General features: G+C 52.2%; 24 protein-coding genes. 3 read left to right on the forward strand and 21 right to left on the reverse strand.

The window, feature by feature from the left end:
• Window positions 1-180 precede the first annotated feature (180 nt).
• The 17 genes from DL94_RS0108600 to eno all read right to left on the reverse strand — a co-directional run bounded on the left by DL94_RS0108600 (window position 181) and on the right by eno (window position 19,400).
• Window positions 181-2,793 carry a TIGR03960 family B12-binding radical SAM protein gene (locus DL94_RS0108600; protein ID WP_028129802.1) on the reverse strand — a complete coding sequence of 871 codons (2,613 nt, stop codon included), beginning with the start codon at window positions 2,791-2,793 and terminating at the stop codon, window positions 181-183.
• Window positions 2,794-2,870: 77 nt separating this feature from the next.
• Window positions 2,871-3,974, reverse strand: coding sequence for a rod shape-determining protein RodA (rodA, locus tag DL94_RS0108605; protein WP_028129803.1), 1,104 nt, complete (start codon window positions 3,972-3,974; stop codon window positions 2,871-2,873).
• A gap of 21 nt (window positions 3,975-3,995) precedes the next feature.
• The gene (minE, locus tag DL94_RS0108610; RefSeq protein ID WP_028129804.1) at window positions 3,996-4,262 is read right to left on the reverse strand and encodes a cell division topological specificity factor MinE; all 267 of its coding nucleotides are present in this window, start codon (window positions 4,260-4,262) and stop codon (window positions 3,996-3,998) included.
• A 14-nt stretch (window positions 4,263-4,276) separates the two neighbouring features.
• Entirely contained in the window at window positions 4,277-5,065 is a 789-nt protein-coding gene (minD, locus tag DL94_RS0108615; protein ID WP_028129805.1) for a septum site-determining protein MinD, read from the reverse strand.
• A gap of 11 nt (window positions 5,066-5,076) precedes the next feature.
• Window positions 5,077-5,751, reverse strand: a complete 675-nt coding sequence (gene minC, locus DL94_RS0108620) for a septum site-determining protein MinC (RefSeq protein ID WP_028129806.1) — start codon at window positions 5,749-5,751, stop codon at window positions 5,077-5,079.
• 27 nt (window positions 5,752-5,778) lie between these two features.
• Window positions 5,779-7,590, reverse strand: coding sequence for a penicillin-binding protein 2 (gene mrdA / locus DL94_RS0108625; RefSeq protein WP_028129807.1), 1,812 nt, complete (start codon window positions 7,588-7,590; stop codon window positions 5,779-5,781).
• Between the two features lie 46 nt (window positions 7,591-7,636).
• Window positions 7,637-8,137, reverse strand: coding sequence for a rod shape-determining protein MreD (gene mreD, locus DL94_RS0108630; protein ID WP_028129808.1), 501 nt, complete (start codon window positions 8,135-8,137; stop codon window positions 7,637-7,639).
• Entirely contained in the window at window positions 8,134-9,066 is a 933-nt protein-coding gene (mreC, locus tag DL94_RS0108635) for a rod shape-determining protein MreC (RefSeq protein ID WP_028129809.1), read from the reverse strand. The genes mreD and mreC overlap by 4 nt, the downstream gene beginning before the upstream one ends.
• Window positions 9,067-9,070: 4 nt before the next feature.
• On the reverse strand, window positions 9,071-10,111 hold the full coding sequence (locus DL94_RS0108640) for a rod shape-determining protein (RefSeq protein ID WP_028129810.1): 1,041 nt from the start codon (window positions 10,109-10,111) through the stop codon (window positions 9,071-9,073).
• Between the two features lie 131 nt (window positions 10,112-10,242).
• Window positions 10,243-10,944, reverse strand: coding sequence for a RadC family protein (gene radC, locus DL94_RS0108645; protein ID WP_028129811.1), 702 nt, complete (start codon window positions 10,942-10,944; stop codon window positions 10,243-10,245).
• The gene (locus DL94_RS0108650) at window positions 10,910-11,503 is read right to left on the reverse strand and encodes a Maf family protein (protein WP_028129812.1); all 594 of its coding nucleotides are present in this window, start codon (window positions 11,501-11,503) and stop codon (window positions 10,910-10,912) included. Before DL94_RS0108650 ends, radC begins: the two co-directional genes overlap by 35 nt.
• Before the next feature lie 26 nt (window positions 11,504-11,529).
• Entirely contained in the window at window positions 11,530-11,802 is a 273-nt protein-coding gene (locus DL94_RS0108655) for a DUF4321 domain-containing protein (RefSeq protein ID WP_028129813.1), read from the reverse strand.
• A 124-nt stretch (window positions 11,803-11,926) separates the two neighbouring features.
• The gene (locus tag DL94_RS0108660; RefSeq protein ID WP_028129814.1) at window positions 11,927-13,204 is read right to left on the reverse strand and encodes an ArsB/NhaD family transporter; all 1,278 of its coding nucleotides are present in this window, start codon (window positions 13,202-13,204) and stop codon (window positions 11,927-11,929) included.
• 146 nt (window positions 13,205-13,350) lie between these two features.
• The gene (locus DL94_RS0108665; protein WP_028129815.1) at window positions 13,351-15,102 is read right to left on the reverse strand and encodes a sensor domain-containing diguanylate cyclase; all 1,752 of its coding nucleotides are present in this window, start codon (window positions 15,100-15,102) and stop codon (window positions 13,351-13,353) included.
• Window positions 15,103-15,131: 29 nt separating this feature from the next.
• Window positions 15,132-15,860, reverse strand: a complete 729-nt coding sequence (locus tag DL94_RS0108670; RefSeq protein WP_028129816.1) for a tRNA threonylcarbamoyladenosine dehydratase — start codon at window positions 15,858-15,860, stop codon at window positions 15,132-15,134.
• A 17-nt stretch (window positions 15,861-15,877) separates the two neighbouring features.
• On the reverse strand, window positions 15,878-17,035 hold the full coding sequence (gene ftsZ / locus DL94_RS0108675) for a cell division protein FtsZ (RefSeq protein WP_028129817.1): 1,158 nt from the start codon (window positions 17,033-17,035) through the stop codon (window positions 15,878-15,880).
• Between the two features lie 1,063 nt (window positions 17,036-18,098).
• Window positions 18,099-19,400: a phosphopyruvate hydratase gene (gene eno / locus DL94_RS0108680; RefSeq protein WP_028129818.1), complete on the reverse strand. Its 1,302-nt coding sequence runs from the start codon at window positions 19,398-19,400 to the stop codon at window positions 18,099-18,101.
• A 146-nt stretch (window positions 19,401-19,546) separates the two neighbouring features.
• Here eno and DL94_RS14580 point away from each other — a divergent pair, with 146 nt between their 5' ends.
• The gene (locus tag DL94_RS14580) at window positions 19,547-20,434 is read left to right on the forward strand and encodes a polysaccharide deacetylase family protein (protein ID WP_051586388.1); all 888 of its coding nucleotides are present in this window, start codon (window positions 19,547-19,549) and stop codon (window positions 20,432-20,434) included.
• A 75-nt stretch (window positions 20,435-20,509) separates the two neighbouring features.
• On the opposite strand, the gene DL94_RS14585 is transcribed toward DL94_RS14580, so the two are convergent.
• From DL94_RS14585 to DL94_RS0108705, 4 genes are all read right to left on the reverse strand, one after another.
• Window positions 20,510-21,052, reverse strand: coding sequence for a universal stress protein (locus DL94_RS14585; protein WP_028129819.1), 543 nt, complete (start codon window positions 21,050-21,052; stop codon window positions 20,510-20,512).
• Between the two features lie 10 nt (window positions 21,053-21,062).
• Window positions 21,063-22,247 carry an ABC transporter permease gene (locus tag DL94_RS0108695; RefSeq protein WP_028129820.1) on the reverse strand — a complete coding sequence of 395 codons (1,185 nt, stop codon included), beginning with the start codon at window positions 22,245-22,247 and terminating at the stop codon, window positions 21,063-21,065.
• Window positions 22,228-23,322 carry an HlyD family secretion protein gene (locus tag DL94_RS0108700; protein WP_028129821.1) on the reverse strand — a complete coding sequence of 365 codons (1,095 nt, stop codon included), beginning with the start codon at window positions 23,320-23,322 and terminating at the stop codon, window positions 22,228-22,230. Before DL94_RS0108700 ends, DL94_RS0108695 begins: the two co-directional genes overlap by 20 nt.
• Before the next feature lie 112 nt (window positions 23,323-23,434).
• Complete coding sequence (locus DL94_RS0108705; protein WP_028129822.1) at window positions 23,435-23,920, reverse strand: MarR family winged helix-turn-helix transcriptional regulator; 486 nt, start codon at window positions 23,918-23,920, stop codon at window positions 23,435-23,437.
• Window positions 23,921-24,113: 193 nt separating this feature from the next.
• Between DL94_RS0108705 and DL94_RS0108710 the strand changes: the two genes are divergently transcribed.
• Both DL94_RS0108710 and DL94_RS0108715 read left to right on the forward strand, forming a co-directional pair.
• Window positions 24,114-24,572 carry a hypothetical protein gene (locus DL94_RS0108710; protein WP_156031762.1) on the forward strand — a complete coding sequence of 153 codons (459 nt, stop codon included), beginning with the start codon at window positions 24,114-24,116 and terminating at the stop codon, window positions 24,570-24,572.
• Between the two features lie 419 nt (window positions 24,573-24,991).
• On the forward strand, window positions 24,992-25,633 hold the full coding sequence (locus tag DL94_RS0108715; RefSeq protein ID WP_028129824.1) for a GNAT family N-acetyltransferase: 642 nt from the start codon (window positions 24,992-24,994) through the stop codon (window positions 25,631-25,633).
• The last annotated feature ends 72 nt before the right edge of the window (window positions 25,634-25,705 follow it).

Here is a 25,705-nt window from a genome sequence, read left to right on the forward strand (position 1 = left end):
TGCCCCAGTCATAACCGCCATCTAAAACAAATTAACTACAATCATCTGCAAGGCAAATACCAGCTATTTGCCCAGCGCCCAAGGACGGGCGCTAAAGGCCTTCAAATCCCGTGATGGGATTTAGGCCTTCGCTTTCTTTTGGTTACTTTTCTTCGCAAAGAAAAGTAACTGCTCCTCGAACTACACGAGTTCAAGCAAACCTTTCCCCCCGGACAGCATGGCTGTGCGGGTAATCTTCGCCTCAGCCGGGTTGACGGGCAGCCCGAACTGTTCCGTCAGTACCAGAATAACCTCACTGGGCTTGACACTGCCGGACTGGGTGATGGCAATATCCAGCTCCATTTCCAGCTGACCGCCGTTTTCCCGTAAGGTCAGCGGCTGCAGCATATACTGCTTTAACTCAATATCACGTTTCTTCTTGGGCGTAATGCGCTGATAATTGACCTCGGCGGCCTCATTATACCGGCGTACAGCGGCCAGAGCCTCTGCCGCCGGCCCCGTCAGTTCCAGGCAGGCGCGGTAACGGGCCTCATCGGCCTCCGCCATCAGCGCCTTGTGTTTACCGTGGACTTCACGCAGACCTTTGAGTTCAATCCCCTTAGGCAGCTGCGCCTTTAACTTATCAAAGACCTCCGGCTGGCACACGGGTTTTAACAGTTCAAATTCCATGTACTCCGCCTCACTCGTCACGCCCAGGGACAAGGCCGAGGCAAAAGCCACCTTCATGTGGTGGTTGAACCCCTCGGAGTAAGCCATGGGCAGCTGGGCACGCTTAAAGGCCCGAATGAAGATATTGGCGTAATCCAGATGGGAAACATAACGCAGTTCCTCGCCTTTGGTGACCTCCGCCCGGAATTTATACAGGGTACGGGGACGGCCGGCGTCCTTGGGGTCACGATGAACTTTCGGCGGCAGTTCCGGTGACTGGTAATCACGCTCCGCCTCGGCCTTGGCGTAGTCGATAACATGCACGCCCAGGTTCGGGCAGATACCGCAGGCGCTGCATTTGCCCCGGCGGCAGTCCTCAGTCAGTGCCGCCTGCATGGCCTTCTGCCACTCACGCTGCAGGAACTCTGCATTGACACCCGGGGAAGTAATTTCCCAGGGCAGGGCCTCATTGAAATCACGCGTACGCTGGTTGTAATAAGTGCCATCGATACCGCATTTTTCCAAAGCCGTCAGCCAGATTTCATGCTTGTACAAATCCGTCCAGCCATCGAACTTGGCCCCGTCCTGCCAGGCCTGGTACAATACCTTGGCCAGGCGCCGGTCACCACGGGCAAAAATTCCCTCAATGACCGACAGTCGGGCATCGTGATAGTTAAACGTAATGGCCCGGTCCGTGATATGGGACTTTAAGAGCTCCTGCCGGCGCTGGAATTCCTCGATGGGCAGCTGGCCGAACCACTGGAACGGCGTATATGGTTTGGGAACGAAACAGGACACGGACACCGTGACCTTGCAGCCGCGTTTGCCCTTGATTTCCGTATAGAGGTCAACGACCTTCTTGGCCAGCCGGGCAATGCCGATAACGTCCTCATCAGTTTCCGTGGGCAGGCCCATCATGAAGTAGAGTTTTACCTGTTTCCAGCCCTGCTTAAAGGCGGAGGCACAGGCATTCATGAGGTTTTCCTCCGTGACGCCCTTGTTAATGACATCACGCAGGCGCTGGGTGCCGGCCTCCGGCGCAAAGGTCAGGCCGGATTTACGCACCTGCTGCATTTTGTGCGCGAGGTCGATGGAAAAGCTGTCAATACGCAGGGAAGGCAGGGAAAAGCTGACTTCCTCGTCCTTGAACTCCGCAAACAGGTCGTCAACCAGCCGTCCCAGACAGGAATAATCCGCTGAGGACAGGGAGGTCATGCTCATTTCATTGTAACCGGTGCTGTCGATAAGCCCGCGGGCCATGGACTTCAGATTTTCTTCCGTGCGTTCCCGGGCCGGACGATAACAGATACCGGCCTGACAGAAACGGCAGCCCCGTGAACAGCCACGGAAAAGTTCCAGCATCACGCGGTTATGGACGATATCCATATAGGGCACCAGCGGATTTTCAACGGAACGTACCTTGTCCATATCACGGCAGACACGCTTATAGATAAGCGTCTTTGCCTGTTCATGCAGGGGTTTTATGCCCGTATAGTCACCATCAGCATTATACTGCGGCTCATAGAAGGAGGGCACATAAATACCGTCGATGGACAGCAGGCTTGCCAAAAAGCCGCGGCGGCCGCCCGGACGGCCAGCCTTTTTCCACGCAATCAGGGCCTTAGAGACTTCGACCACAGCCTCTTCCCCTTCACCCACGATGAAGAAGTCAAAGAAATCGGCCACCGGTTCGACGTTGTACACGCAAGGGCCGCCGCCGACAATAAAGGGCATATCCTCGCCACGGTCACGGCTCCACAGGGGAATCCCGGCCAGGTCCAGCATATTGAGCACATTGGAGAAAATCATCTCATACTGCAGGGAAAAACCAACGAGGTCAAACTTATTTATTTCATGTTTGCTCTCCAGGGAGAACAGCGGAATCTGCCGCTGCCGCATTTCCTGTTCCATATCAATCCAGGGCGTGTAAACGCGTTCGGCGGCAATATTTTCTTCCCTGTTCAAAATCTCATAAAGAATCGCCAGGCCCAGATTGCTCATGCCCACTTCGTAAACATCGGGCAGGGCCAGGGCAAAGGTACAGTCAACGCTGTCCCAGTCCTTGACCTGGGCATTCCATTCGCCCCCTGTGTACCGGGCTGGTTTCAACACCGACTGGAGCACTTCATGTTCAAGTCGTACCATTTCGTTAATTTCCTCCATACATCTTTTCATTACATGTTCTATGTAGAACTTAGAGAAGGCTCCCTAAGGAGCCTTCCCTAAAATTCTAATTTCTTTTTTCTAAGTTGAATGTTTATGAGTATCGCCACCGCCATAATGTTGGTAGTCAGCGAGCTGACACCGTAACTCATCAGCGGCAGGGGAATGCCGGTAACCGGCATTATGCCCAGCGTCATGCCCACATTGACCAGCACATGGAAGGCCAGCATGGACGTGATACCCACCGCCAGCAGGCGGCCAAACATATCACTGGCGTCCTTGGCTATCTGTATGCCGCGCCACAGGACAACCATATACAGCAGGAGCAGGCACACCACACCGATGAACCCCAGTTCCTCGCCCACGACGGCGAAAATGAAGTCTGTGTGGTTCTCCGGCAGGAAGTTCAGCTGACTCTGGGTGCCTTCAAAGAGCCCCTTGCCCCATAGCATACCCGAGCCAATGGCTATCTTGGACTGAATGATATGATAACCGGAGCCTAAAGGGTCCACATTGGGGTCCATAAATACCATGATACGCATTTTCTGATAATCCTTCAAAAAATGCCATAACAGGGGCATCATCGCGATGCCGGCAGCAAATATGCCCCCGAGCAGCCGCAGTCGTATACCGCAGACAAAGACCATGCCGAAAAATATGGCCATAAATACCAGCGACGTCCCGAGGTCCGGCTGTTTCAATACCAGCAGGAACGGCAGCCCCACATAGGCCGCTACGGGAATGAGTTCTTCCAGCGTATTGAGCTTGCCCACCTTTTCTTCCAGCATGCCGGCCAGGGACACAATCATAATCAGCTTGGAAAATTCCGAAGGCTGAATACTGATGGGGCCGATGGAAATCCACCGCTGAGCGCCCAAAGCCGACTGACCGACCAGCATAACCGCCAGCAGCATTATCAGGTTGAAAATGTAGAGCTTATTGCCATACCCCTGCAGCATCTTGTAATCAAAATTCATCAGAAACGCTGCCATGGCCAGATTAACTACAGCAAAGAGTCCCTGCCGGGCCACGAACCAATAACGCTCCTCACCGGGCGTATTGATATGCGTGGCACTGCCGATGATGATGAGGCTCATCAGGATAATCCCTGCCGTAGCCATCATTAACGTCCAGTCTGTGCGGCGCAGGATATTTTTTGTCATGCTATCCTATCTTCTCTCCCCTTAACCCTTGTCATGTTTCATGTTGTTGACGGGGATATTGGCTACCAATGCTACGGAATCATCATCATTGGCCAGGGAAATTTCCATGTCCTTCTGATTGATTTCCATGTAGTTGGAAATAACCTTGATAATATCGTTTTTCAAGTTGTCCATGACATCCGGGGAAATATTGGCCCGGTCATGAATGAGTACGACCTTCAGACGGTCATGGGCAATCTTTCCTGACTGTTCTTTCTTGCCAAAAATCTTCATCAATGCGTCCAACATATTCGACCCTCCTATCATCTCTTGAAAATATGCTTAAGACGTTTCCACCAGCCGTCTTTATGGAATTCCATAAAGGGCACATCTTCGCCCATCATACGGGCTACGATGTTGCGATAAGCCTGGCCAGCCTGGGAATCCTCCAAAGTGATGCATGGTTCACCCTTGTTGGTGCTGGTAACGACCTTGATATCGTCCGGCACCTGACCGATGCAGTCCAGGGACAGGATATCATTGATATCGTCCATATTCAGCATGTCGCCGCTTTCCACCATGTTGGGACGGATACGGTTGACGATGAGTTTGATATTTTCCTTGTCGGCACGGCCGAGCTCGCCGATAATCTTGTCGGCGTCACGCACAGCAGAAATCTCCGGCATGGTGACCACCAAAGCCGTATCCGCAGCAGCAATGGCCGTCTTGAACCCCTGTTCAATACCTGCCGGACAGTCGATGATGATGTAGTCAAATTCCTTGCGCAGCTCATCACAAAGTTTTACAAGCTGTTCCGGATTTACTGCCATCTTGTCCTTTACCTGGGACGTCGGCAGCAAAAAGAGCGTTTCATATTTCTTATGACGAACCAGAGCCTTCTTGTAAGGAACACGGCCTTCGGTAACGTCGATGAGGTCATACATAATGCGGTTTTCCAGGCCGAGGAGCAGGTCAAGATTGCGCAGGCCCGTATCAGTATCCACCAGCACTACCTTCTTGCCGCGCATAGCAAGGCCCATACCTAAATTTGCCGTTGTCGTAGTCTTACCAACGCCGCCTTTACCAGAGGTTATTACATAGATTTCACTCATACTGTTAATTCCTACCTTTCTATTGGTTCGATTACGATTTGACCATCTTTTATGGACGCGCGCTCAGCACGGTCCGTTTTTTCCATCTCGTCCGGGCTCCGGGCGATGAGGTTGGAAATCCTTATCTGGGTGGGCATCAGGTGGTCAGCGATGATAAACGCCGTGCTGTCGCCATAGGCGCCGGCATGTACCATGCCCCGGCAGGTACCGCGGATATCAATGCTGCCGCCGGCGATAATCTGTGCGCCGGGGTTTACGTTGCCGCATACCAGAACCGATGATTTCGTCGTGATTTCCTGGCCGCCGCGCAGGGTGCGGTTAATGACCACCATTTCCTGCGGCTGCAGTTCATCCTTGGCCGCCGGCGGTTCCGGCTGGGCCTGTTTTACCTCAGCCTGCGGCCTCTTTTCCGCCTGCATTTTCGCGGCCTGTTCTTCCTCTGATTCGGGGCGCTGTGTCCGGCAAATCAGACCATGCTCGTGGAAGAGCCGCTGCAATTCATCACGCTCACTGCCCCGAAACACATCCCGGGGAATGAGGACCAAGGTGCCCCGCAGGAAAAAGGTGGAGCCGGACTCCAGCTTTTTCAGCAAGTTTGCCCGCACATCCTCAAAGGATGCATCAGGAGCAAAGCTGAGCTGCAAACCCAGGGATGTACCCTTGATTTTTACAATATCTTCACTCATGGCTGTCCTCGTTTCTCTTAAAAATATTTATTGCTTAGCGGCCTGCTGTGCTGCCCCGTTTTGCGGTGCGGCAGGTTTGTTCAGGCCAAACCAGGCTTCTAAAACCTTACGGCCGATAGGCACGGCGGACTGCGAACCGAAACCGCCCTGTTCCACCACTACGGCCACAACTATATCCGGATTGGCAAAAGGCCCATAGGCCACAAACCAGCCATGGTCACGACCATGCGGGTTTTCTGCCGTACCGGTCTTACCGGCAATCTCGATGGGGAATCCCCTAAAGATTGAGGCTGCCGTACCAACCTTGGTAACGTCATGCAGACCAGCCTGTACGAGGCTGATAACATCTGCCGGCACATCAAGTGTTGACAACAGTTCCGGCTTAAATTCCTTGACGGTACTGCCATCAGGCCCCACAATGCGGTTAACCAGATGGGGTTTAAAGCGCTTGCCGTTGGCAGCGATTTCCCCCATAACCATGGCCGCCTGCAGGGGTGTCACCAGATTAAAGCCCTGACCGATGGCGGCGTCGAAGGTTTCCGACAGGTACCAGTCGCCGTCCTCAAAGTTCTTTTCCTTGTAACGGCGGTTGGCCACAAGGCCATCGGACTCATACGGCAGGTCAATGCCGGTAATCTTGCCCAGACCAAACATCCGGGCGTATTTTTCCAGCCGGTCAATGCCTAAGCGGTTGCCCATTTCGTAGAAATACACGTTATCGGAATGAGCCATGGCCTGTTGGAAGTTGATGAGGCCCAGCGCCTCACCTTCGGCGTTGCCCTTGGGGATAATCCAGTGATGACCACTGTCCATGATGAGTTCTGACGGACTCACGACGTTTTCCGTCAGCGCGGCCGTACCCGTTATAATCTTAAAGGTAGACCCTGGCGGATATTCACCGGTGATAGTCTTGTTATCCATCGGATGATAGGGATTGTTATTAAGTTTATCCCAGTCCTTGCTGGATATGCCATGGGCAAAGAGGTTGGGGTCAAAGGCCGGCCGGCTGACCATGGCCAGCACCTCGCCTGTCTGCGGATTGAGGCAGACCACGGCGGCTGCATTGGCATGAATCTGCTTTAACTGCTCGTCCACGGCCTTTTCGGCGGCGGTTTGCAGATTCTTATCAATAGTCAGGTACAAATCAGCGCCGGGAATAGGCTGCTTAATGCCGAGAATCTGTACCGGCTTGCCAGTTACGTCAACCTCGACCTGCTGGCCGCCATTCTCACCGCGCAGTTCCTTATCGTAGACCTTTTCCAGGCCGAATTTGCCGATAATGTCGCCGCTCTTGTAGCCTTCGTCCTTTTTCTTCTCCAGCTCCATGTCATTTATTTCACTGACATAGCCGTAAGTATGGGCAGCCTCTTCCTTATTCATATAATCGCGGATGGGCTGAACTTCGATGACCACCCCGGGATAATTGTCTTTTTGTTCCTCGATGATGGTGACGATGTCCGGCGTCACATCAGCTTTAATGCGGATGGGGTCAAACCCCGTATGCGCCGCGATTTTTTTATCGATATCCTCCACCGGCACCTTCAGCAGGGTGGACAGACGCTGTATCACCACCGGGTCGATTTTGGTCATTACCGGCATCAGGGATACGGCAAAACCGGGACGGTTCTGCACCAGCAGCTCACCGTTGCGGTCAAAAAATGTCCCGCGGGGCGCCATGGTGGGAATTATGCGGATGCGGTTGCCCTCTGCGAGTCTGGCATAATTCTCACCATCATAAATCTGCAGGTAGCCTGCCCGGCCGATAAGCACGGCGATGACCAAAACAGCCAGATAGCCCAGCACGTCCAGCCGCACGCCGTATTCGTCATTTTCCAGCAAAAATTATCTCTCCCATAAAGAAAGGCACCCTGCCAGGTGCCTTAACTCAGTTTGTTTCTTGTGTGCGCATTTTCTTATCCATATTATATGTAAGATAATGCACCGGATAGGCAAAAGCCAACTGATAGGTAAGCATAGGCAGCAGCATATACTGCACATTGCTTACCGGATTAAAGCGATACCCTAATAATACCATAAGTAACGCTAAAATAAAATAGTTAGCCGCCGTTACGGCCAGGGAGGCAAACACTGGCAAAAAAAACTGTTCCTTAAAGACACGATTGGCAAGCCGTCCGCATAAATAGCCCAGTAACAAATGGGTAAAGGCGTGCATGCCTAAAAATGAGCCCATGGCCAGGTCCTTCAACATGCCCGTGGCAAAGCCCATCATGGCTCCCTGCTCCGGTCCGCGCAAAAAAGCATAAGAGGTCGTGAGCAGGAGCATAAAATCAGGGCTGATGCCATGATAGCTCATCAACGGAAAAAATGATGTCTGCAGGGCGTAAAGCACCACCACAAAGACAATCCATTTTATGATATTACTCACTTTTTCTGCCCCTCCGCCTGCGCCTTGGGGTCAGTTTCCGTCCCCGGCGTCTGAGGGGGCGGCTGAATGGGTTCCGGCGGCGCCTCACGGGAGGCGGTAATTACCATTACATCCTCGAGTTTTTGGAAGTCTACAGCTGTCTCCAAAACACCTATCTTCAAGAGGCCGCCAGCGTCATTCTGCAGGCTGCTTACCAGTCCGACCACGATACCCTTGGGGAAAATCCCCCCAAAGCCGGAAGTGACAATAACGTCACCTTCCACCACATCGGCGTTTTTCGGAATGTTGACCATCTGCGGCATGGTCGGATTACTCACATCGCCGCGCACAATTCCCGTTACCCGGGATTCGGCACGCTGCACGATGGTACCGACCGACGAACGCGGGTCCAGTATCAGCTGCACCTTGGAAGAATTGAGTCCGGCCTCTACCACCCGGCCGACCAGACCGGCCGGGGTAACCACCGGCATGTCATTTTGAATGCCGCTGCCGGTCCCCCGGTCAATGACAATCATGCTGGACCAGGTGTCAGACTCACGGCCGATTACGCGGGCCGCTACGGTGTCAAACTGATGGGCTGACTGCTTGTAGCCCACCATAGCGCGCAGCCGTTCATTTTCTGACATGGCCTCATTGGCCTGTACATTGATGGCGCGCAGCTGCTCCACCTCACTGCGGAGCATTTTATTTTGTTCGTGGAGCGTAGCTATCTCCCATATATTGCTGGTTACAAAGCGAAACTCATTGCTTACCCAGGACACTGCCTGCTGAAAAGGCGACAAGACCAGTGATACCGCTTGACTGCTCACCGGTGCCTGAAATCTGCCACGGGCAGCAAAAAAGATAATGCAAAAAAGACTGATGGTGACAAACACCATAATCCAGGCTTTGCTGCCAGCGTCTTTATCTTTTCTTACACGGTTGCTCATGTTCTTAGCTTCTCAGCTTCTTGCTGGTCATAACCACACGTTTTAAGAGTTCGATGTTCTCCAGGGAACGACCCGTACCTTCGCCTACGCAGGACAGAGCGTCCTCGGAAACCAGTACCGGCATGCCCGTTTCATTGGACAGAAGTTTGTCCAGATTATGCAGCAGGGCACCGCCGCCGGTCATCATGATACCGTGGTCCATAACATCGGCTGCCAGTTCAGGCGGAGTTTTTTCCAACGTGCCCTTAACGGCATCGATAATCTTGTAGATGGGGTCATTCAGGGCATCGCGGATTTCCCGGGCCTGAATGGTCAGCGTCTTCGGCAGACCGGATACCAGGTCACGGCCACGGATTTCCATCGTCTTATCCGTATCCGGCGTAACGATAGCCGTACCGATGGTCATCTTGATTTCTTCAGCCGTGCGCTCACCAATCATCAGATTGTACATGCGCTTAATGTACTGCACGATAGCAGAATCCATCTCGTCACCGCCGATGCGGATGGAGCAGCTGACTACGATGCCGCCCAGGGAAATAACAGCGATTTCCGTCGTGCCGCCGCCGATATCAACAACCATGCTGCCGGTTGCCTCTTCTACGGGCAGGCCGGCACCGATAGCTGCTGCCATGGGCTCTTCAATCAGATAGGCCTCACGCGCACCAGCCTGCTGCGCAGCGTCAATAACTGCACGCTTTTCCACTTCCGTAACGCCGGAGGGAACGCCTACTACGACACGAGGACGAACGAAGGACTTCGTGTTCATCGCCTTGCGGATGAAGTACTTCAGCATGGACTGCGTCACATCAAAGTCCGCAATAACGCCGTCCTTCATCGGACGGATAGCCACGATGTTGCCCGGCGTACGGCCAATCATCTGCTTTGCTTCCTCGCCTACAGCCAGGACTTCGCCCGTATCACTCTTAATGGCCACAACCGACGGCTCACGCAGAACGATGCCTCTGCCCTTTACATGCACCAGCGTATTAGCCGTCCCCAAGTCGATACCCATATCATGGGATAAACCACCAAACAGACTCCACATTTTGAAAAAAAACTCCCTTCAGAAAACCATATAAAGCTGCCGCAAAACTGCAGCGGCAAAATTTCACAAATAACTATCTTATTGTAGCACAACTATGGGCAGTTTGTAATGGGGGAAAACAATTTTTTTCCTCACCGGGCAATCTCCATCAACAGCCCCTTATCCTTAAAGCTGAAATAGCGTTCCCGGCCGATGATAACATGGTCGAGCACCGGAATGTCCATGATTTTGCCGGCCTTGACCAGCCGGCTTGTCACCGCCTTATCCTCAGCACTGGGCGACGGGTCGCCGCTCGGATGATTGTGCAGTAAAATCATCGCCGCGGCTGCATGGTCTATCGCCGCCCGGAATACCTCCCGAGGATGAACCACTGAGGCCGACAAACTGCCGATGGACACGTCCGGCATGCCGATGACATGATTCTTCGTATTTAAGAGCAGCACCGCAAAATGCTCCTTCTGTTCAAAACGGAAACGCGGCATGGCAAACTTGGCCACATCATCAGGACTGTGAATAATCTTCACCTTGGCCCCTTCCTCCCGGGACAACCGGCGTCCCAGTTCCACGGCCGCCTGCAGCGTGGCTGCCTTCACCTGCCCCACGCCGGGAATTTTGGCCAGCTCAGCCACCGACATGTGTACGATAGCTCCGAGCCCCCGTTCCTTGATTTTGGCCAGAATTTCCTCGGCCACACCCAGCACGGACCGTTCCCGGGTGCCGCTGCGTAAAAGAATGGCCAGGAGCTCCGTGTTACTCAGAGACTCCGGGCCATAAAGCAGCAATTTTTCCCGCGGGCGTTCAGTTGTCGGTAAATCTTTCACCATGATTGCCATATAAATCAACCCCTGCCTTTTCCGCCAGGCGGATAGTGGCATTTAAGGGCAGGCCGACCACGTTGCTAAAGGAGCCTTTTATCTCCTTGATAAAAGCAGCCGCCCGGCCTTGAATGGCATAAGCTCCGGCCTTGTCCAAGGGTTCCCCCGTGGCGATGTAAGCCTGGATTTCCGTTTCCGTAAGCTCATCAAAAACCACCTGCGTGGTGACTGTTGCGGTCAGCGTCTGACCGTCCTTCACCCAGGCAATACCCGTGGACACCTTGTGGCAGTTGCCGGAAAGCTCCCGCAGCATTGCTGCCGCCCCTGCCTCACTATCCGGTTTTCCGTATGTGTGCCCCTTGAAGGACACCACGGTATCAGCCCCCAGCACGGCCATTTCCGGGTGTTCCTGAGCCACGGCCTGAGCTTTGGCAGCAGCGTTTCTTGCCACCAGTTCTTCGGGGGCTATCTCATCCCCCGTGATTTCCTCAGCCTCGCTTACCAGGACTTCAAAACGGGCACCAATCTGCTGAAGTAATTCTTTGCGGCGCGGTGAACCCGATGCCAGTATAAACATATAAGCCAACCTTTCCCCTCAACAGTTTAATAACGGCGAAACAGCACCAGCGCGATGACAATGCCGAAAATACTCATGAGATTCGGGGCAAAGGCCAGGCCTAACGTCAGCTTAATCACATAGAGATTGAAAGTGATGGCCGAAGTGTCAAATACCGGAAAGGTATTCACCAGATAAGGCATAACGCTGCTCAGGGCCTCCACGCCCAGCAGGAGCTGTCCCAGAATACCACCTAAGATAGCACCGATAACCACAAACAGCACCGCCATACCATAACCATGTCCACCAAATTTTGCCACAAAGAATTCCTCCTTACAGTGTAATGGCATTCGCCCTTTAATAAAAAACTCCTGCCTATAAAGACATATTTGTAAAAATAAAACAGCCTGTGGACTCCGCCGGAATCCACAGGCTGTAATCCGGTCAGATAAGGTACCGGATATAAACATACACCGTTGACAGTACAATCGTCAAGAGCATAATCGGAAAACCGATTTTAAAGTAATTGATAAAGGTGATTTTGACGCCGCGTTCTGCTGCCAGGCCGGCCACGATAAGATTGGCCGACGCGCCTACCAGCGTACCGTTGCCGCCGAGGCAGGCGCCCAACGCCAGACTCCACCAGATAGGCTCGAGGTTGCTGACACCCATGGCCCCCATGTTCTGAATCAGCGGAATCATCGTGGCGACGAAAGGAATGTTATCCAGCACCGAGGAAACGATAGCGCTGAGCCAGAGCACCAGCAGGGACGTAGCCGTCACATCGCCGCCGGTCAGTTCCACGGCATGGCTGGCCATGCTGCCGATAATACCGGTTTCGATAAGACCGCCGACAGCGATAAACAAACCAATGAAGAAGAAGATAGTGGCCCATTCCACGGACTTCATGGCACTTTCCACCAGGTGATGGCTGCCGCCCGCGAGCAGCAGCAGCAAAAAGCCGCCGGTCAAGGCAATCATCGAGGATTCGATGTGCGTGAAGGAATGCGTGAAAAAGCCCAGAATAACCAGCCCCAGCACGAAGAGGGATTTCTTCAGCAGGCGGCGGTCCTTTAAGGCCTTATGCTCGTCCATCGCCATCAGGTCAGCCTGCAGTTCCGGCTTGGTATGCAAGCCCTTCTTGTAAATGATTTCCACAATGAAAATGACGATAATCAGGTTCAAAATAGCAATCGGCGCCAGATTCTCAATGAAGGCCATAAAAGTCAGTTCCTTTACGGCGCTGCCAATCATGATGTTTGGCGGGTCACCGATTAAGGTCGCAGTACCACCGATATTAGATGAAATAATCTGCGTCAACAGGAACGGATTCGCCTTCAAATGCAGTTTCTGTGTGATACTGAACGTTACCGGCACCATCAGGAGCACCGTGGTCACATTGTCGAGGAAAGCGGAGAACACCGCCGTAATAAGTGCCAGATAAATTAGTATGCGCTTAGGCTCTGCCTTGGCCACCTTGGCCGCCTTGATGGCCACGTAGTCAAACAGGCCCGTGTGGCTCGTGACACCTACCAGCACCATCATGCCCACCAGCAGCCCCAGCGTATTAAAATCAATGTGGTGCAGGGCTGTTTCCTGGGACAAAATCCCCAGCAGAATCATGGAGGTGGCACCCAGCATGGCCGCCACGGTGCGGTGAATCTTTTCCGACACAATCACCATGTACATAAATACAAAAATAATTCCAGCTATAACTTCCATTTTTGCCTCCTTTTTTGCTAAAAGATATAAAAAAGCACAGACCGAGCCCTGCGTTGACCAGACTCCACCTGTGCTTTTCCTATGCAATTTAACTATACAACAGGATAACATAAGTTATTATCCCTTGGCAAGAGCTTTCTCTATCCTCAGCGGACTACAACATCATTCTTGCCGCGAACCTGTTTGGCAGCATAGAGGGCCTCGTCCACCCGTTTAAAGAGCGTGCCCGGCGTATCTTCCCGGTCAGCGGACACCACACCGATACTGGCGGTAATATTCGTACCATCGGGCAGAATCGTCGCCTGTTCTATCGAACGGCATATCCGCTGGGCGATTTCTGCTGCCACATAACGTGTCGTCTCCGGCAGTATCACAAAGAACTCATCACCGCCCCAGCGGCCGGGAATATCCGTACCTTTGCGCGTGTTCTTTTTCAGTATGTCCGCGATAAGTTTTAACGTCGCGTCCCCTACATCATGGCCATAGGTATCGTTGATAACCTTAAAATCATCAACGTCCAGCATAATAACCGACATTTCCTGTCCGTTTCTCAGGGTTCTCTCCAACAGCGTTTTAAGATTCCCCTCTGTTTCACCGCGATTGAAAAGTCCTGTCAGCTGGTCTGTCTGGGCTTGATGTTTGAGCTGCCTGTTGGTTTCTTCCAGTTCCCTGTTGGTCATTTCAATAAAACGCACCAAGTGGGCCATAATGGACCGGTGCTTTTTGAGCTTGGGCGCCGGCGGAATGATATTGGACTGGCGTCCCTGACTGACACCTTCGCGCATGCCCACCGTCACAAGCGTCATGTTGGAAACCATAATTTCGCCCTGCTCATTACGCATAAACTCCCCATAGGCATAAAAACCGGAGGACGGTGCCAGATGACGGCTGATAGTCAGTTCCTTGACCGTATCGCTGCCCAGTAACATCCAGCGTGCCACGCAGCTGACCATAAAAATGCCTTCCGACTGAAAACTGGCCATCTTATCCTGAATCTCCATGGCGTTGTCGAGGATTTCCCCCGGGTCACCATAAGCCAGGCGCAGCTGCTCGCCTTCCTTGAGGTCAGCCCCGAACATCATGCTGCCATCTCCGAGGCAGCGCCGTGCATGACGGGCCAGCACCGTATTATGCCGCTCAAAATAAAACGGAAATACCAGCGACTCTTCCAAAAAGCTCTCAGTGTTGTGAATGCCCAGATAGCGCTCGAAAAACTCCAACGGCGGACGCCCATCCAAGGACCGCAGGCAGTAGTCACCGTCCATGCTGGTAACCGTCATCGTGCGTCCCAAGGGTTTCCAGCCAAAGCTGGATACAGCCTTTACATGCAGACTGCTGCCGCTGAATACCACGGCCACCACTCCATGGTGCACACTCTGCCCATGGGTAAACACCATGCCGTTCTGCCCCAGACTGCCATCATCGGCCAGACCGCCGAAGAAAACAATTTTCCTGCACGATTCTGAGAGTTTGCTCAGAAAGGGATTTATATCCAGATGGAAACCGGCAGAAATCAGCTCTACAGCTGCCACATCTTTATCAGCCTGCAGCACGGCCAGCAAATCCGCCCCGGCTTTTTGACTGTCACTCTCACGGAAATCATAGGCCAGTACCCGGACCTGGGACTTCTCGTACAGGGTAAAATTCACCACTACGCCCTTGTCCATAAGATTTCCGTTGACAATTTCACCGCTGGACACAGCGCCGACTAGCTGCGCTTCCGGGAACACCGCCTGTACGGCTTTCCGTATATCGTCCAGCATTTCCTTTTTCGACGCATCCATAAAAACGGAAACCAGAACACTGGCGGTATGCAGGCTCCGGCTTTCTTCCCGGACCTGCTCTATGCAGTTATGCAGTTCCTTAACTGTATTTATCGAAAATGGTATTTGCTTCATAGCTTACAACCTTACTGTTTGTTTCTTTCTTATCTCCCCAGCAAATCACGGACTACCTCACCGGCAATGATAAGGCCTGCTACCGAGGGCACAAAGGAAATACTGCCGGGGGCAATGCGTCCGCTCCCTTTGGTTTCGGCCTGACCGTCAGCCGGCAGCTGCACCTGCAGCGGTTCCTCCCGGGAGTACACCACCTTGAGCTTTTTTATGCCATGCTCTTTTAACTTTTTCCGCATGACTCTGGCCAACGGGTCAACACTGGTCTTATAAATATCTGTCACTTCAAACAGCGCCGGGTTTAGCTTGTTGCCGGCCCCCATGCTGGCCATCAGCGGCAGTCCGCGCCGGTCACACTCCACCGCCAGACTGATTTTGCCGGCCACCGTGTCGATAGCGTCCACCACATAGTCATAATCCGCGGCAAAAAAAGCGTCGGCGTTTTCCGGCAGGTAAAAATCATTTATCACACTCACCTGCGCCTCAGGATTGATATCCAAAATGCGCTGGCGCATGACCTCCGTTTTCATCTGCCCCACGGTTGAGGAAAGCGAGTGCAGCTGCCGGTTGATATTGGTGAGGCTGATACTGTCATTGTCGATGAGTACCAACTGCCCCACACCGGCCCGGGCCAGCCCTTCAGCCACATAGGAGCCTACACCCCCAATGCCAAAGACGGCCACCTTGCTGGCCGCCAGTTTTGCCACGCCCGCCTGCCCAATGAGCAGTTCCGTACGAGAAAATCTATGTATACTTGCCAAGCGTTATCCACTGCTCCTTATTTGTGTTCGTCCTTATCCGGCGTCAGTTTAAAGGCCGGAATGGCAAAGCCATGCCCTTCAGATGGCTTGCGGGACGTCTTACTCATAAAGGAAGGCGCATCAAGCTCTAACTGAAAGTTTTCCTCTTTAAGAGTTTCCTGCTTGATAGTGCTTTCCGGAACCTTTATCGTCGGCGCCTTCATCACCACGCTGTCCGCAAAATCGGTAGCGATAATGGTAGCCTGAATGGCCCCATCCATTTTATCATCTTCCACGGTGCCCAAAATTACATTGACTTCCGGGTCCGTATTCTTCACGATATAGCGCGTAGCCTCGTCCACATCAAACAGGCTCAAAGTGCTGTCACCGGTCAGATTCAGAATAACCCCCCGGGCGCCCTTGAGATTCTTGTCAATCAGCGGACTGGACACAGCAATCTTCACCGCGTCTACAGCACTGCGCTTGCTGGTGCCAATGCCCAGCAATGCCTCACTGCTTTCACTCTGGCGGAAAATCGTCGTGACATCAGCAAAATCGACGTTGATGACGCCCGTGGTAAGAATCAGCTCCGCCACGCAGTTAATGGCCTGCCGCAGAATGTTGTCCGCACATTCAAAAGCCTTGACCAGCGACATGCTCCGGTTTTCCGGCAGTTTGGACAAATTGTCATTTTCCACCGCAATAAAAGCGTCCATATTCGCCTGCATTTTGACAATGCCGTCCTGCGCTATCTTCTGCTTGCGGTTGCCTTCAAAGGCAAAAGGTACCGTTACCACGCCCATGGACAAAACGCCCATTTCCTTGGCCAGACGCGCCACGATAGGAGCTGCCCCCGTACCGGTGCCGCCGCCCATACCGGCCGTGATAAAGACCATATCAGCGCCGTTCATAGCGGCCTGAAGTTTTGCTGTGTCAGCCTTAGCCGCCTGCTCACCGAGTTCCACGCGTCCGCCGGTGCCCCGTCCACGGGTAAGGTTTTCCCCGATTTGAATACAGTTTACGCCTTCGGCCTTGACCCGTTCCAGCTGTTTGGCATCGGTGTTTATCGCATACAGCTCGATATCCAGCGCATTGTGCTGTCCCATACGCATAAGTACGCTGTTACCGCCACCGCCGACACCAAATACCTTTATTTTTATTTTAGGTTTTACAATAAGTGATTCATCTGCTGTCATGGAGCCTACCCCTCTTGCCTGTCGTCTATTTCTATTCTAAAAACATACATCCATATCTTATTTAATATTCGTTATGGCTGCAGAATACTCCTGCCCATAGTGAAAATTTTATCATAATGCACCCTGCAGCGCAAATCATCACCATGAAAAAAGGCAGGGCTCTGTGCCCTGCCTCCCTCCCCAGCGATTCATCCACAAATCAGCTGAAAAGCACTACCGCCAAACCTGCCAGAACTAGTTTTAAACTGTCAAGCTTCACGTTCCACACTCCCTATCCAATTCACCGTCATGAACCATCTACAATAAGGATTATTTCCAAGTTGATTATACTATTGTATACAAAAAAATACAATAGTATAGCGTCATGTATACATGGCAGGTTCGCCTTAGTTTTATAAATTGCAGTTTTTAAGTCCATGCCTTCTTTTTTTATTGTTACAGCTCAGTCGGGTGGAGGTGGTAATACTTTTCGCTGCTGCACTAAATGGCCCACCAGCAAACGTATTTACTTTTTTAGCAGCCTTGCGCCGGGCAGGCCAGCGGCGCGATTACTCATCATAAAGTCCAGTTACTATAGTTTGTGGGCCAGTCCTCACTGCGTTCGGACAGTCGTTCCACTGCGAAAAGCATCACCACCTCCGCCCTAAGCAACGTCCGTGTAAAATGGCTTTTTCGCAGTGATAAGCAGCAAGCACATCGATGTACTTGTAACAGGAGCAACGAGATTGTGGCAATTGTAAATGCCGTTGCCAGTGGCGAACGGGGGAGTGATTTTTCTGCGGGGAGCGACTGCCGGAGCGCAGCGAAGGCCGGCACACTGCAAGACATATCTAAGCACAACGTTGAAAGGAGCGCCGTTGGCCTGCCCGGCGCAGGTAACTGGACAGCTCTCTTTTCCGAGGTGTGTCGTTTAGCGGAGGCAGAAAAATTACTCCCCCGTGAACCCCATGCACGTATGAAAGGGCTGCCTTTTAGTACGCACCTTCAACCTGCAAAAAAATACAGCCCTGTCATCGCAAGGCTGTATTTTTCCGCAAATGCTATTTTGTTTTCGTACAAGCACTTATTTCTTATGCTTAAACGCCTGCATGCCGGCGTAAACCGCACTGTCCCCGAGTTCCTCCTCTATGCGCAGGAGCTGGTTGTACTTGGCCACACGTTCCGAGCGGGACGGGGCACCGGTTTTAATCTGGTCCGTGTTGAGTGCCACGGCCAGGTCGGCAATGGTCGTATCCTCCGTTTCACCGCTGCGATGGGAAACAATCGCCGTATAACCAGCCTGATGGGCCATCTTGATGGCCTCCAAAGTTTCGGACAGGGTACCAATCTGATTCAGTTTAATCAGAATGGAGTTGCCGCTGCCGCCCTCAATGCCTTTTTTCAGACGCTTGGTATTGGTAACAAACAGGTCATCGCCCACAAGCTGAACTTTGCTGCCAAGCTCTTTCGTCATCTGCTGCCAGCCTTCCCAGTCCTCTTCGTCCAGGCCGTCCTCGATGGAATAGATGGGGTATTTTTCCACCAGGGATTTCCAGTGGGCAATGAGTTCGGCCGAAGTGAATTCCTTGCCGGACTTCGGCTGCTTGTAATGGCCCTTGCCTTTCTCGCTTTTCCACTCGGAGCTGGCGGCGTCCATTGCCAGCACAAAATCCTTGCCCGGCTCATATCCGGCATTGCGGATAGCCTGCAGAATGTGTTCGATAGTGTCCTCGTCAGACGACAGGTCAGGTGCAAAACCGCCTTCATCACCCACGGACGTAGCCTTGCCTTCTTTTTTCAGCAAAGCCTGCAGGGCATGGAATACCTCTGTGGACCATCTGAGGCCTTCGCGGAAAGTCGGCGCGCCAGCCGGCATAATCATAAATTCCTGCGTGTCCACGGAATTGGTGGCATGCGCACCGCCGTTTAAGATATTCATCATCGGTACGGGCAGGTGATTGCCGGCCAGGCCGCCCAGGAAACGGTACAGGGGAATATCCTGCGCCTGCGCTGCTGCTTTGGCGGCAGCCAGGGACACAGCCAATATAGCATTAGCTCCGAGCACCGACTTATCTTCCGTGCCGTCCAAAGCCAGCATTACACCGTCCACAGCGTAAATATCTGACGCGTCCATACCGGCAATAGCCGGCGCGATTTTTTCATTGATATTGGCCACGGCCTTGGACACACCTTTGCCGCCGAACTTGCTCTTATCGCCGTCCCGCAGTTCCAGCGCCTCAAATTCACCAGTAGACGCACCGCTCGGCGCAGCCGCCCGGCCGATGGAACCATCAGCCAGCGTCACCTCAGCCTCCACTGTGGGGTTGCCCCGGGAATCAATGATTTCCCGGCCTATAACCTGCATAATCTGTAAATAATCTTTCATAATCTGCCTCCTCTCAAGTATATTTTTATTATAACGGCTGTTAAATGATATTGCAAGTCATTATCATTTAAATAAATTTTCCTTTGCAAACAGCCTCTTGCAGGCTAAAATAAGAATGTTGATAAAATCACAAAGGAGTCTTGTTTATGACCATTAAGCATACCGGCAAAAAAGCCGCCGCCCTCAGCCTCACCTGTTTATGGCTGCTGCTCGGCGGCTGCGGCCCCCAGGCCAGTCAGGAAGAAAAACCTGCCCCGCAGGAGGAGGCTGCACCGGCAGCCGCGGAAAAGGCGGCAGCCTACGTCACCGCCGCTGATGATTTCAGCAATCTGTCCCTGGATAATCCGGCCATACCTGTTTATGACAGCTACACCCTGGCCCAGCGCCGGGCTAAGGGCCTGCCCACCGTTTTGCCCGCTATCAAGCCCTATAAGGCACAAAAAACTGTCTACCTCACCTTCGATGACGGCCCCGATGACAAGAACACCGACGCCGTACTGGATATCCTCAAACAGGAAAACGTCAAAGCCACGTTTTATGTTCTGGGCAGAAACGTCAAAGCTTATCCGGAAACCGCCAAACGCATTTTTGCTGAAGGCCATGCTCTGGGCAACCACAGCTATGACCACGACTATAAACGCCTCTACGCCTCCGCCGACAACTATCTGGCCGAAATGGAACAGGCTGACGACGCCATTTATGAACTGCTGGGCGTGCGGCCTTTGATTACCCGTGCTCCGAGCGGCCGTATGGGCAACTTCACCGCCGCCTATGAAAACATCATCGCCGCCAACGCCTATGTGGAACATGACTGGAACGTCAGTTCCGCCGACGCCGCCCCCAACCATCCCGTAGCACAGGACTTCATCGACAATATTCAGGGACAGGCCGTAATGGACAGTGCCATCATTCTCATGCACAGCTCTTCCGGCCATGAAGAAACCGTCAAAGCCCTGCCGGAAATCATCCGCATTTTACGGGAAAAAGGCTACACCTTCGGCGTAATAACCCCCATGACGCCGCAGCCCTGGTAAATTAAAATATACTGCTGTTTACAATAAAAAGAACCGCCTGCGAATACCTTCGCGAGCGGTTCTTTTCTTTTGCCACTATATAACATAATGTTCATCATCATCCCAGTCGTCGGGCATACCTTTGCAGAGCAGCACCGGGCAGCCGGCGTGCTGGGTGACAAAACTTGACACACTGCCCATCAGCAGGCTGCGGAAGGTGCCAAAACCATGTGTCCCCATGACAATCATATCGCTTTCTTCTTCCTCGGCAATGCGCAGAATCGTTTCCCCTGGGTCCCCCACTTCCACCCGAGTATGGGCGCGGATTTCGCTGGGAATAACATGCATTAGTTCCGCCAAAAACTGATAGGCGGCGATTTTCAGCTCTGCCGGCACATAACCGCTGAGGCTCACCTGCTCGAAGGCCGCTACATTTTTATTGTAGTCCACCACCATCAGCAAGGTCAGCTCCGCGTCCGTCACTGCCGCCAGATGGATAGCCTCGCTGACAGCCTTAAACGCCTGCCCGGAACCATCTGTCGGCAGGAGAATCCGGCTGCATTTAATCTCCTGCTTGGGCCGGCTCTTAATTTCCGCAATCAGGGTTTCGGTATCCTTTACTATGTTTTCACTGCTCATACTGCTCCCCCTATTCTGCCAGTTCCTTGGCCAGTTTGGCCATTTGCTGCTGCTGACGCTGTTCATCAGCCTGCTTGGCTAAAAGTTCCTTGCGCGACGCATTAAACCGCAGGCAGAACAAAATACCCACAATGCCCATATAGACGAGAAACGCACCAAAAGTCTGGGCAATGTCCGTAAGCCCGGCACCACGCGCGATAATATCACGCTCAAAGTGGAATTCCCAGGTCAGCGGAAATACATGACTGAACTTTACCACCCAGTCGGCGAAAAAAGTCGTTGGGCCGGCACCGCCGCCCAGGATAAAGCCGCCGGGGATAAAGAGAATCATGCGGCTTGAGGCAATACCAGGATTAGCTGCCGTCCAGCCAAACATCAGCGACAATGTACCCACAGTGAAAATATAAAACAACTGAATAAAAATAAACGTAAAGAGGTTTCCCGAAAAAGTCAAGTCCCCCCAGACTCTAAGGACGGCCAGCCCCAGCACCCAGGACACCATCAGACAGCAGGCATAAGGCACCAGCCTTGCCAGTAAATCCCAGGGCGTACCTTCCAGCAGGACTTTATCCAGCTGATGTGTCAGGCGCAGGCGCGGTATCATACCGATGGTAGCAAACGTGAAAAACATGGAACCAAAGAAGAACAAAAAGCCCAGCGTTTCGCCGTTATCCTTTGATTCCTGCGGATTAAACAGATTGCGTGTCGCCAGGCTCACATTGCCGTACAAGCTGTCATTGCTGCTGCCCACATCGCCGTTAGCCATGGCATTATCAAGACCTACGATTTCATTAAGCGCCTCTTTGATATTACTGGTATTGGCGGAATTCGTATTGTCATAGAACACACCGATATTGGCCGCCACCTTCGTATAACGGTCCTTTTCCAGCCCTCGCGGAAAATACACCACCGCGACAGCCCGGTCCTGATAAAACAGGTCTTTGGGGTCCTGCGCGTTGTTCAGCACCGCCGTCACCTTCATGTACTGCGACGCGTCTATACGATTTATCAGGTCGCGCGTATAAGCCGAGTTATCCAAATCGATAACAACGACTTTAGCGTCCTTGGCAATGTTGCCAGTGAGGAGCACCGATACAAACAACGTGATAACCATGGCCACCATGATACAGACTTTTTCATAGGGCATGCCCTGGCCGGAAAACAGGAATTTAATTTCATCTCTTAGCGAATTCACTATCTTTCACCCCAATAGTCATGCCCGGGATAATACCATCCTGGGGGTCAACATAAATACGCACCTGGAAGGCTGACAGGTCAGACTGTCCTTTTTCCCGTGACTGTTTCAGGTCAGCAAAACCCGGGGCCTGCGTCAGGAGTCTTACCGTGCCGGTGACTTTCTTTTCCCCGGCTACCGTTATGCCGGTAATCTCCATGCCTTCGGACAAGCCGGCGGCCTGCTTTTCGCTGACATAAATATCATAGTAGCTGCGCTTGCTTTCTAGCAGCACCACAGGCGTGGACGGGGAAATCATCTCCCCTTCTTTGGCCAGTACCTTAAGGATTTTGCCGTCTTCCGGCGCCCGCAGCGTCAGTCTTTCCTTGGCCACTTCCAATTCCTTTAACTGCACTTCGAGGGCCGCTTTCTGCTGGCGCAGGGCCTCCACATCATTGCCCATATTGGCAGCAGCCTGCCGTTCCTGGGCAATGGTGTCCGTAGAGCTGCCATTGGTGGCGGCTGTCAGACGGCGCAGCATTTGCTGTTGCTGTTCCACATTGGCCCGGGCCACATTGAGGGCCATTTCCGCGTCATCAAGCTGTGCCTGTGCGATAGCCCCGGCCTCTACCAATGCCGCCTTACGCCTGTAATCAATCTGGGCGTTTTTTAAGGTTACATTGGCTGACTGTACAGCGGCCTGCTGCTGGTCAATTTGACGGTAGTTTTGGCTTTCATTCGTATCTGCCTTCATGAAGTTAATCCCCTGCGTGCCGCTGGTGGAGGCAATCTGCGCCTCCATCTGCGCAATCTGCGTTTTTAACTTCGCAATGGCCAGGTCCGTGTCCGTAGAATCAAGTTCCATAATCACGTCACCCTTTTTGACGAAATCACCTTCCTTGACAGCCTCTTTAATCAGCCGGCCGCTGACAGAATCAAAAGACATCTTCACCTGCTCAGCCGTGAGGATACCTTCCTTTTTCTCCGTTGCCAGCACAATGGCGTCATTGCCCTTGTACATCAGGATAAGTCCGCCGATAATCAACAGGGCGATAAATACAATCCCTGTACGCTTGGCCTTATTCATGGTATTCATTCTCATATCTCCCTTTATAAATGATTAGTTTGCTAACTATATAGATAAACGCACCCCAGCTGCCGCTCTGCCAAAGTCCAGCCAAAAGCTGAAACTGCGGGCAACCGGCACACTAGGCACTTAATTTTTTCAGCAGGGTGATTAACTGTTTCTGCTCTGCTTCCGTCAGCTTTTCCATCAGTTTACTGACTCGCAGGTAATGCGGCGGCAAAATCTCTGCCATAAAATCTGCCCCCTGCCTGGTCAGGCGTACCACCTTGCCCCGGCCATCACTTTCTGCCGGTTTTACCGACACCAGGCCGTCCCGTTCCATTCGTTGCAGCGTCGTGCTGATGGTGGCCCTGGTCACGCCGACTTTTTCTGCCAGCACTGACGGGGCTATCCCTTCCTTGCTGTGCTGGTGCAATACCACCAGCGTACAAAACTTGCCGTCAGACAGATGGTATTCCCGTTGCAATACGTCCAGAATGGATTCCTGAATTTCTTCACTGGCGTCCTTAATGCTGAGCATGGCTATCACCGCCGCCGGATTTATCTCCGGCACCAGTTCGCGGTGCCGCTCCAGCTCGGCAAAGGTCGGTATCATTTCCCGTTTCATAAGTGCTCCTCACAAAGTAATTAGTTATCTAACTATTTACTAATTATAAATCTTTTCAGAGCAATGTCAATCACGCAATTAAAAATTATTTTTTCTGAATTTATATATTATTGTTACAATCTGTGTTATAATAATAGAAGTAATCTTTGCAGGGAAGCAACACACCCCTGGTGGTTAGAAAGGGATGATCAGCATGATAAAATCCAATACCAAGCGCCCCGTACTGCGCAACTGCCCTATTTGTGAAAGACTCTTTGCCGATACAGGGTTCGGCGCCTGTCAGAATTGCTACGACAAAATGCGCGACTATGAAACCCAGATAAACGAATACGTCAAAGCCCATCCCCACTGCACGGTTAAGGATATCGCCAAGAATACCAATATACCGCTGAAGTTTGCTACAAATATGATAAACAAAGGCCAGTTCGTTGCTGGGGGTAAAATCAGCTACCCCTGCAGCCGGTGTGGCAAAGCCATCACCTCCGGCCTGTATTGCAGCAGCTGTATGGATTTGGTGCATAAAGCCACCGCCAACGCCAAACGCCTCGAAATCGAACGCCGGCAAAAGGAAGAACAGGAACGCATCAAAAAGAAATTCGAAAAAGAACGTACCTCCGCCCTCAACATCCTCAAAATATTACGTGGGAAATAATCACCAAACGCTCCGAGCCAAGCGGAGCGTTTTTCTCTAGCCTCGCCCGGCATGAATCGGTCACGCCAGATAATTGACAACAACCAGCAAACAACGTTATAACGAGGCAAGAAAATGTCCCCCACCTCAGCAGGTGGGGGCACGAATACCAAAACAGACGGCGAGCATATCTCCCGCCTCGTTGAAACGCCAAGAGGAAGTTTTGCCTATGGCAAAACTGGAACAACGGCGTTATAATTCTGTTGAAGATATGGCCGATATGCCATATCATGTGTTTGATAATTTTATGAATAGGAGTATGCTTTTTGCGCAAAGTTACCAGTATATTGGAGCTTGTTCTGTAAGCGGCAGGCTTGCAGGACTGACTGGAAGTCTCCCGCCCTTCAGCAGTGCTAAACAATTGCTACGGGAGGCAGAAAATGAACAAGAACAATTATATAATTCGCAGAGAAATACCAGCCGATTATGCTATCGTGGAAAATTTGGTACGCGAGAGCTTTTGGAATGTTTACCGTCCTGGCTGTGTGGAACATTATGTGCTGAAACATTTGCGGCAGACAAGTGATTTTGTTGCCGAACTTGATTTCGTAATGGAAAAGGACGGGCAGATAATCGGGCAGAATGTCTTTGTACGGGCCGAGATTGCCTGTGATGACGGCACGATTTTCCCCATTATGACCATGGGGCCTATCTGCATTGCTCCGGCGTGGAAACGACAGGGCTATGGCAAGATTTTGCTGGATTATTCCTTGGAACAGGCGGCAGCGTCTGGCTGTCAGGCAGTCTGTTTCGAGGGAAATATTGATTTTTACGGCAAAAGCGGCTTTGTAACTGCGTCCTCTAAAGGGATTCGCTATCATGGTTTACCCGCAGGCGCGGATAGTTCCTTCTTCCTGTGCAAGGAACTTGTCCCCGGCTGTCTTAATTCTGTCACTGGGGAATACACTACACCCTCCTGCTACTTCGTGACAGAAGAAAATCCTGAGGATTTTGCCCGGTACGAGGCAGGTTTCACCCCAAAGGAAAAACTGGTGCTGCCGGGACAAATTTTTAAAGATTAAACAGCAAATACAAAAGATAAAAACAGAGCAGTTACACCAAAAAGGCTCCGAGGAAAACCTCGGAGCCCTTGA

It is taken from the genome of Selenomonas sp. AE3005 (assembly GCF_000686945.1).
GTDB lineage: Bacteria > Bacillota > Negativicutes > Selenomonadales > Selenomonadaceae > Selenomonas_A.

Bases quoted from the DNA above. Each gene is read 5' to 3' on its own strand.
- DL94_RS14580 (WP_051586388.1), top strand. From the start codon at position 19,547: ATGACCATTAAGCATACCGGCAAAAAAGCCGCCGCCCTCAGCCTCACC.
- ftsZ (WP_028129817.1), bottom strand. From the start codon at position 17,035: ATGACAGCAGATGAATCACTTATTGTAAAACCTAAAATAAAAATAAAG.
- rodA (WP_028129803.1), bottom strand. From the start codon at position 3,974: ATGACAAAAAATATCCTGCGCCGCACAGACTGGACGTTAATGATGGCT.
- mreC (WP_028129809.1), bottom strand. From the start codon at position 9,066: ATGAGCAACCGTGTAAGAAAAGATAAAGACGCTGGCAGCAAAGCCTGG.
- minC (WP_028129806.1), bottom strand. From the start codon at position 5,751: ATGAGTGAAGATATTGTAAAAATCAAGGGTACATCCCTGGGTTTGCAG.
- DL94_RS0108600 (WP_028129802.1), bottom strand. From the start codon at position 2,793: ATGGTACGACTTGAACATGAAGTGCTCCAGTCGGTGTTGAAACCAGCC.
- DL94_RS0108705 (WP_028129822.1), bottom strand. From the start codon at position 23,920: ATGAAACGGGAAATGATACCGACCTTTGCCGAGCTGGAGCGGCACCGC.
- DL94_RS0108715 (WP_028129824.1), top strand. From the start codon at position 24,992: ATGAACAAGAACAATTATATAATTCGCAGAGAAATACCAGCCGATTAT.
- minE (WP_028129804.1), bottom strand. From the start codon at position 4,262: ATGTTGGACGCATTGATGAAGATTTTTGGCAAGAAAGAACAGTCAGGA.
- DL94_RS14585 (WP_028129819.1), bottom strand. From the start codon at position 21,052: ATGAGCAGTGAAAACATAGTAAAGGATACCGAAACCCTGATTGCGGAA.
- DL94_RS0108640 (WP_028129810.1), bottom strand. From the start codon at position 10,111: ATGTGGAGTCTGTTTGGTGGTTTATCCCATGATATGGGTATCGACTTG.
- DL94_RS0108700 (WP_028129821.1), bottom strand. From the start codon at position 23,322: ATGAATACCATGAATAAGGCCAAGCGTACAGGGATTGTATTTATCGCC.
- minD (WP_028129805.1), bottom strand. From the start codon at position 5,065: ATGAGTGAAATCTATGTAATAACCTCTGGTAAAGGCGGCGTTGGTAAG.
- DL94_RS0108650 (WP_028129812.1), bottom strand. From the start codon at position 11,503: ATGTTTATACTGGCATCGGGTTCACCGCGCCGCAAAGAATTACTTCAG.
- DL94_RS0108665 (WP_028129815.1), bottom strand. From the start codon at position 15,102: ATGAAGCAAATACCATTTTCGATAAATACAGTTAAGGAACTGCATAAC.
- eno (WP_028129818.1), bottom strand. From the start codon at position 19,400: ATGAAAGATTATTTACAGATTATGCAGGTTATAGGCCGGGAAATCATT.
- DL94_RS0108660 (WP_028129814.1), bottom strand. From the start codon at position 13,204: ATGGAAGTTATAGCTGGAATTATTTTTGTATTTATGTACATGGTGATT.
- DL94_RS0108710 (WP_156031762.1), top strand. From the start codon at position 24,114: ATGATAAAATCCAATACCAAGCGCCCCGTACTGCGCAACTGCCCTATT.
- radC (WP_028129811.1), bottom strand. From the start codon at position 10,944: ATGGCAATCATGGTGAAAGATTTACCGACAACTGAACGCCCGCGGGAA.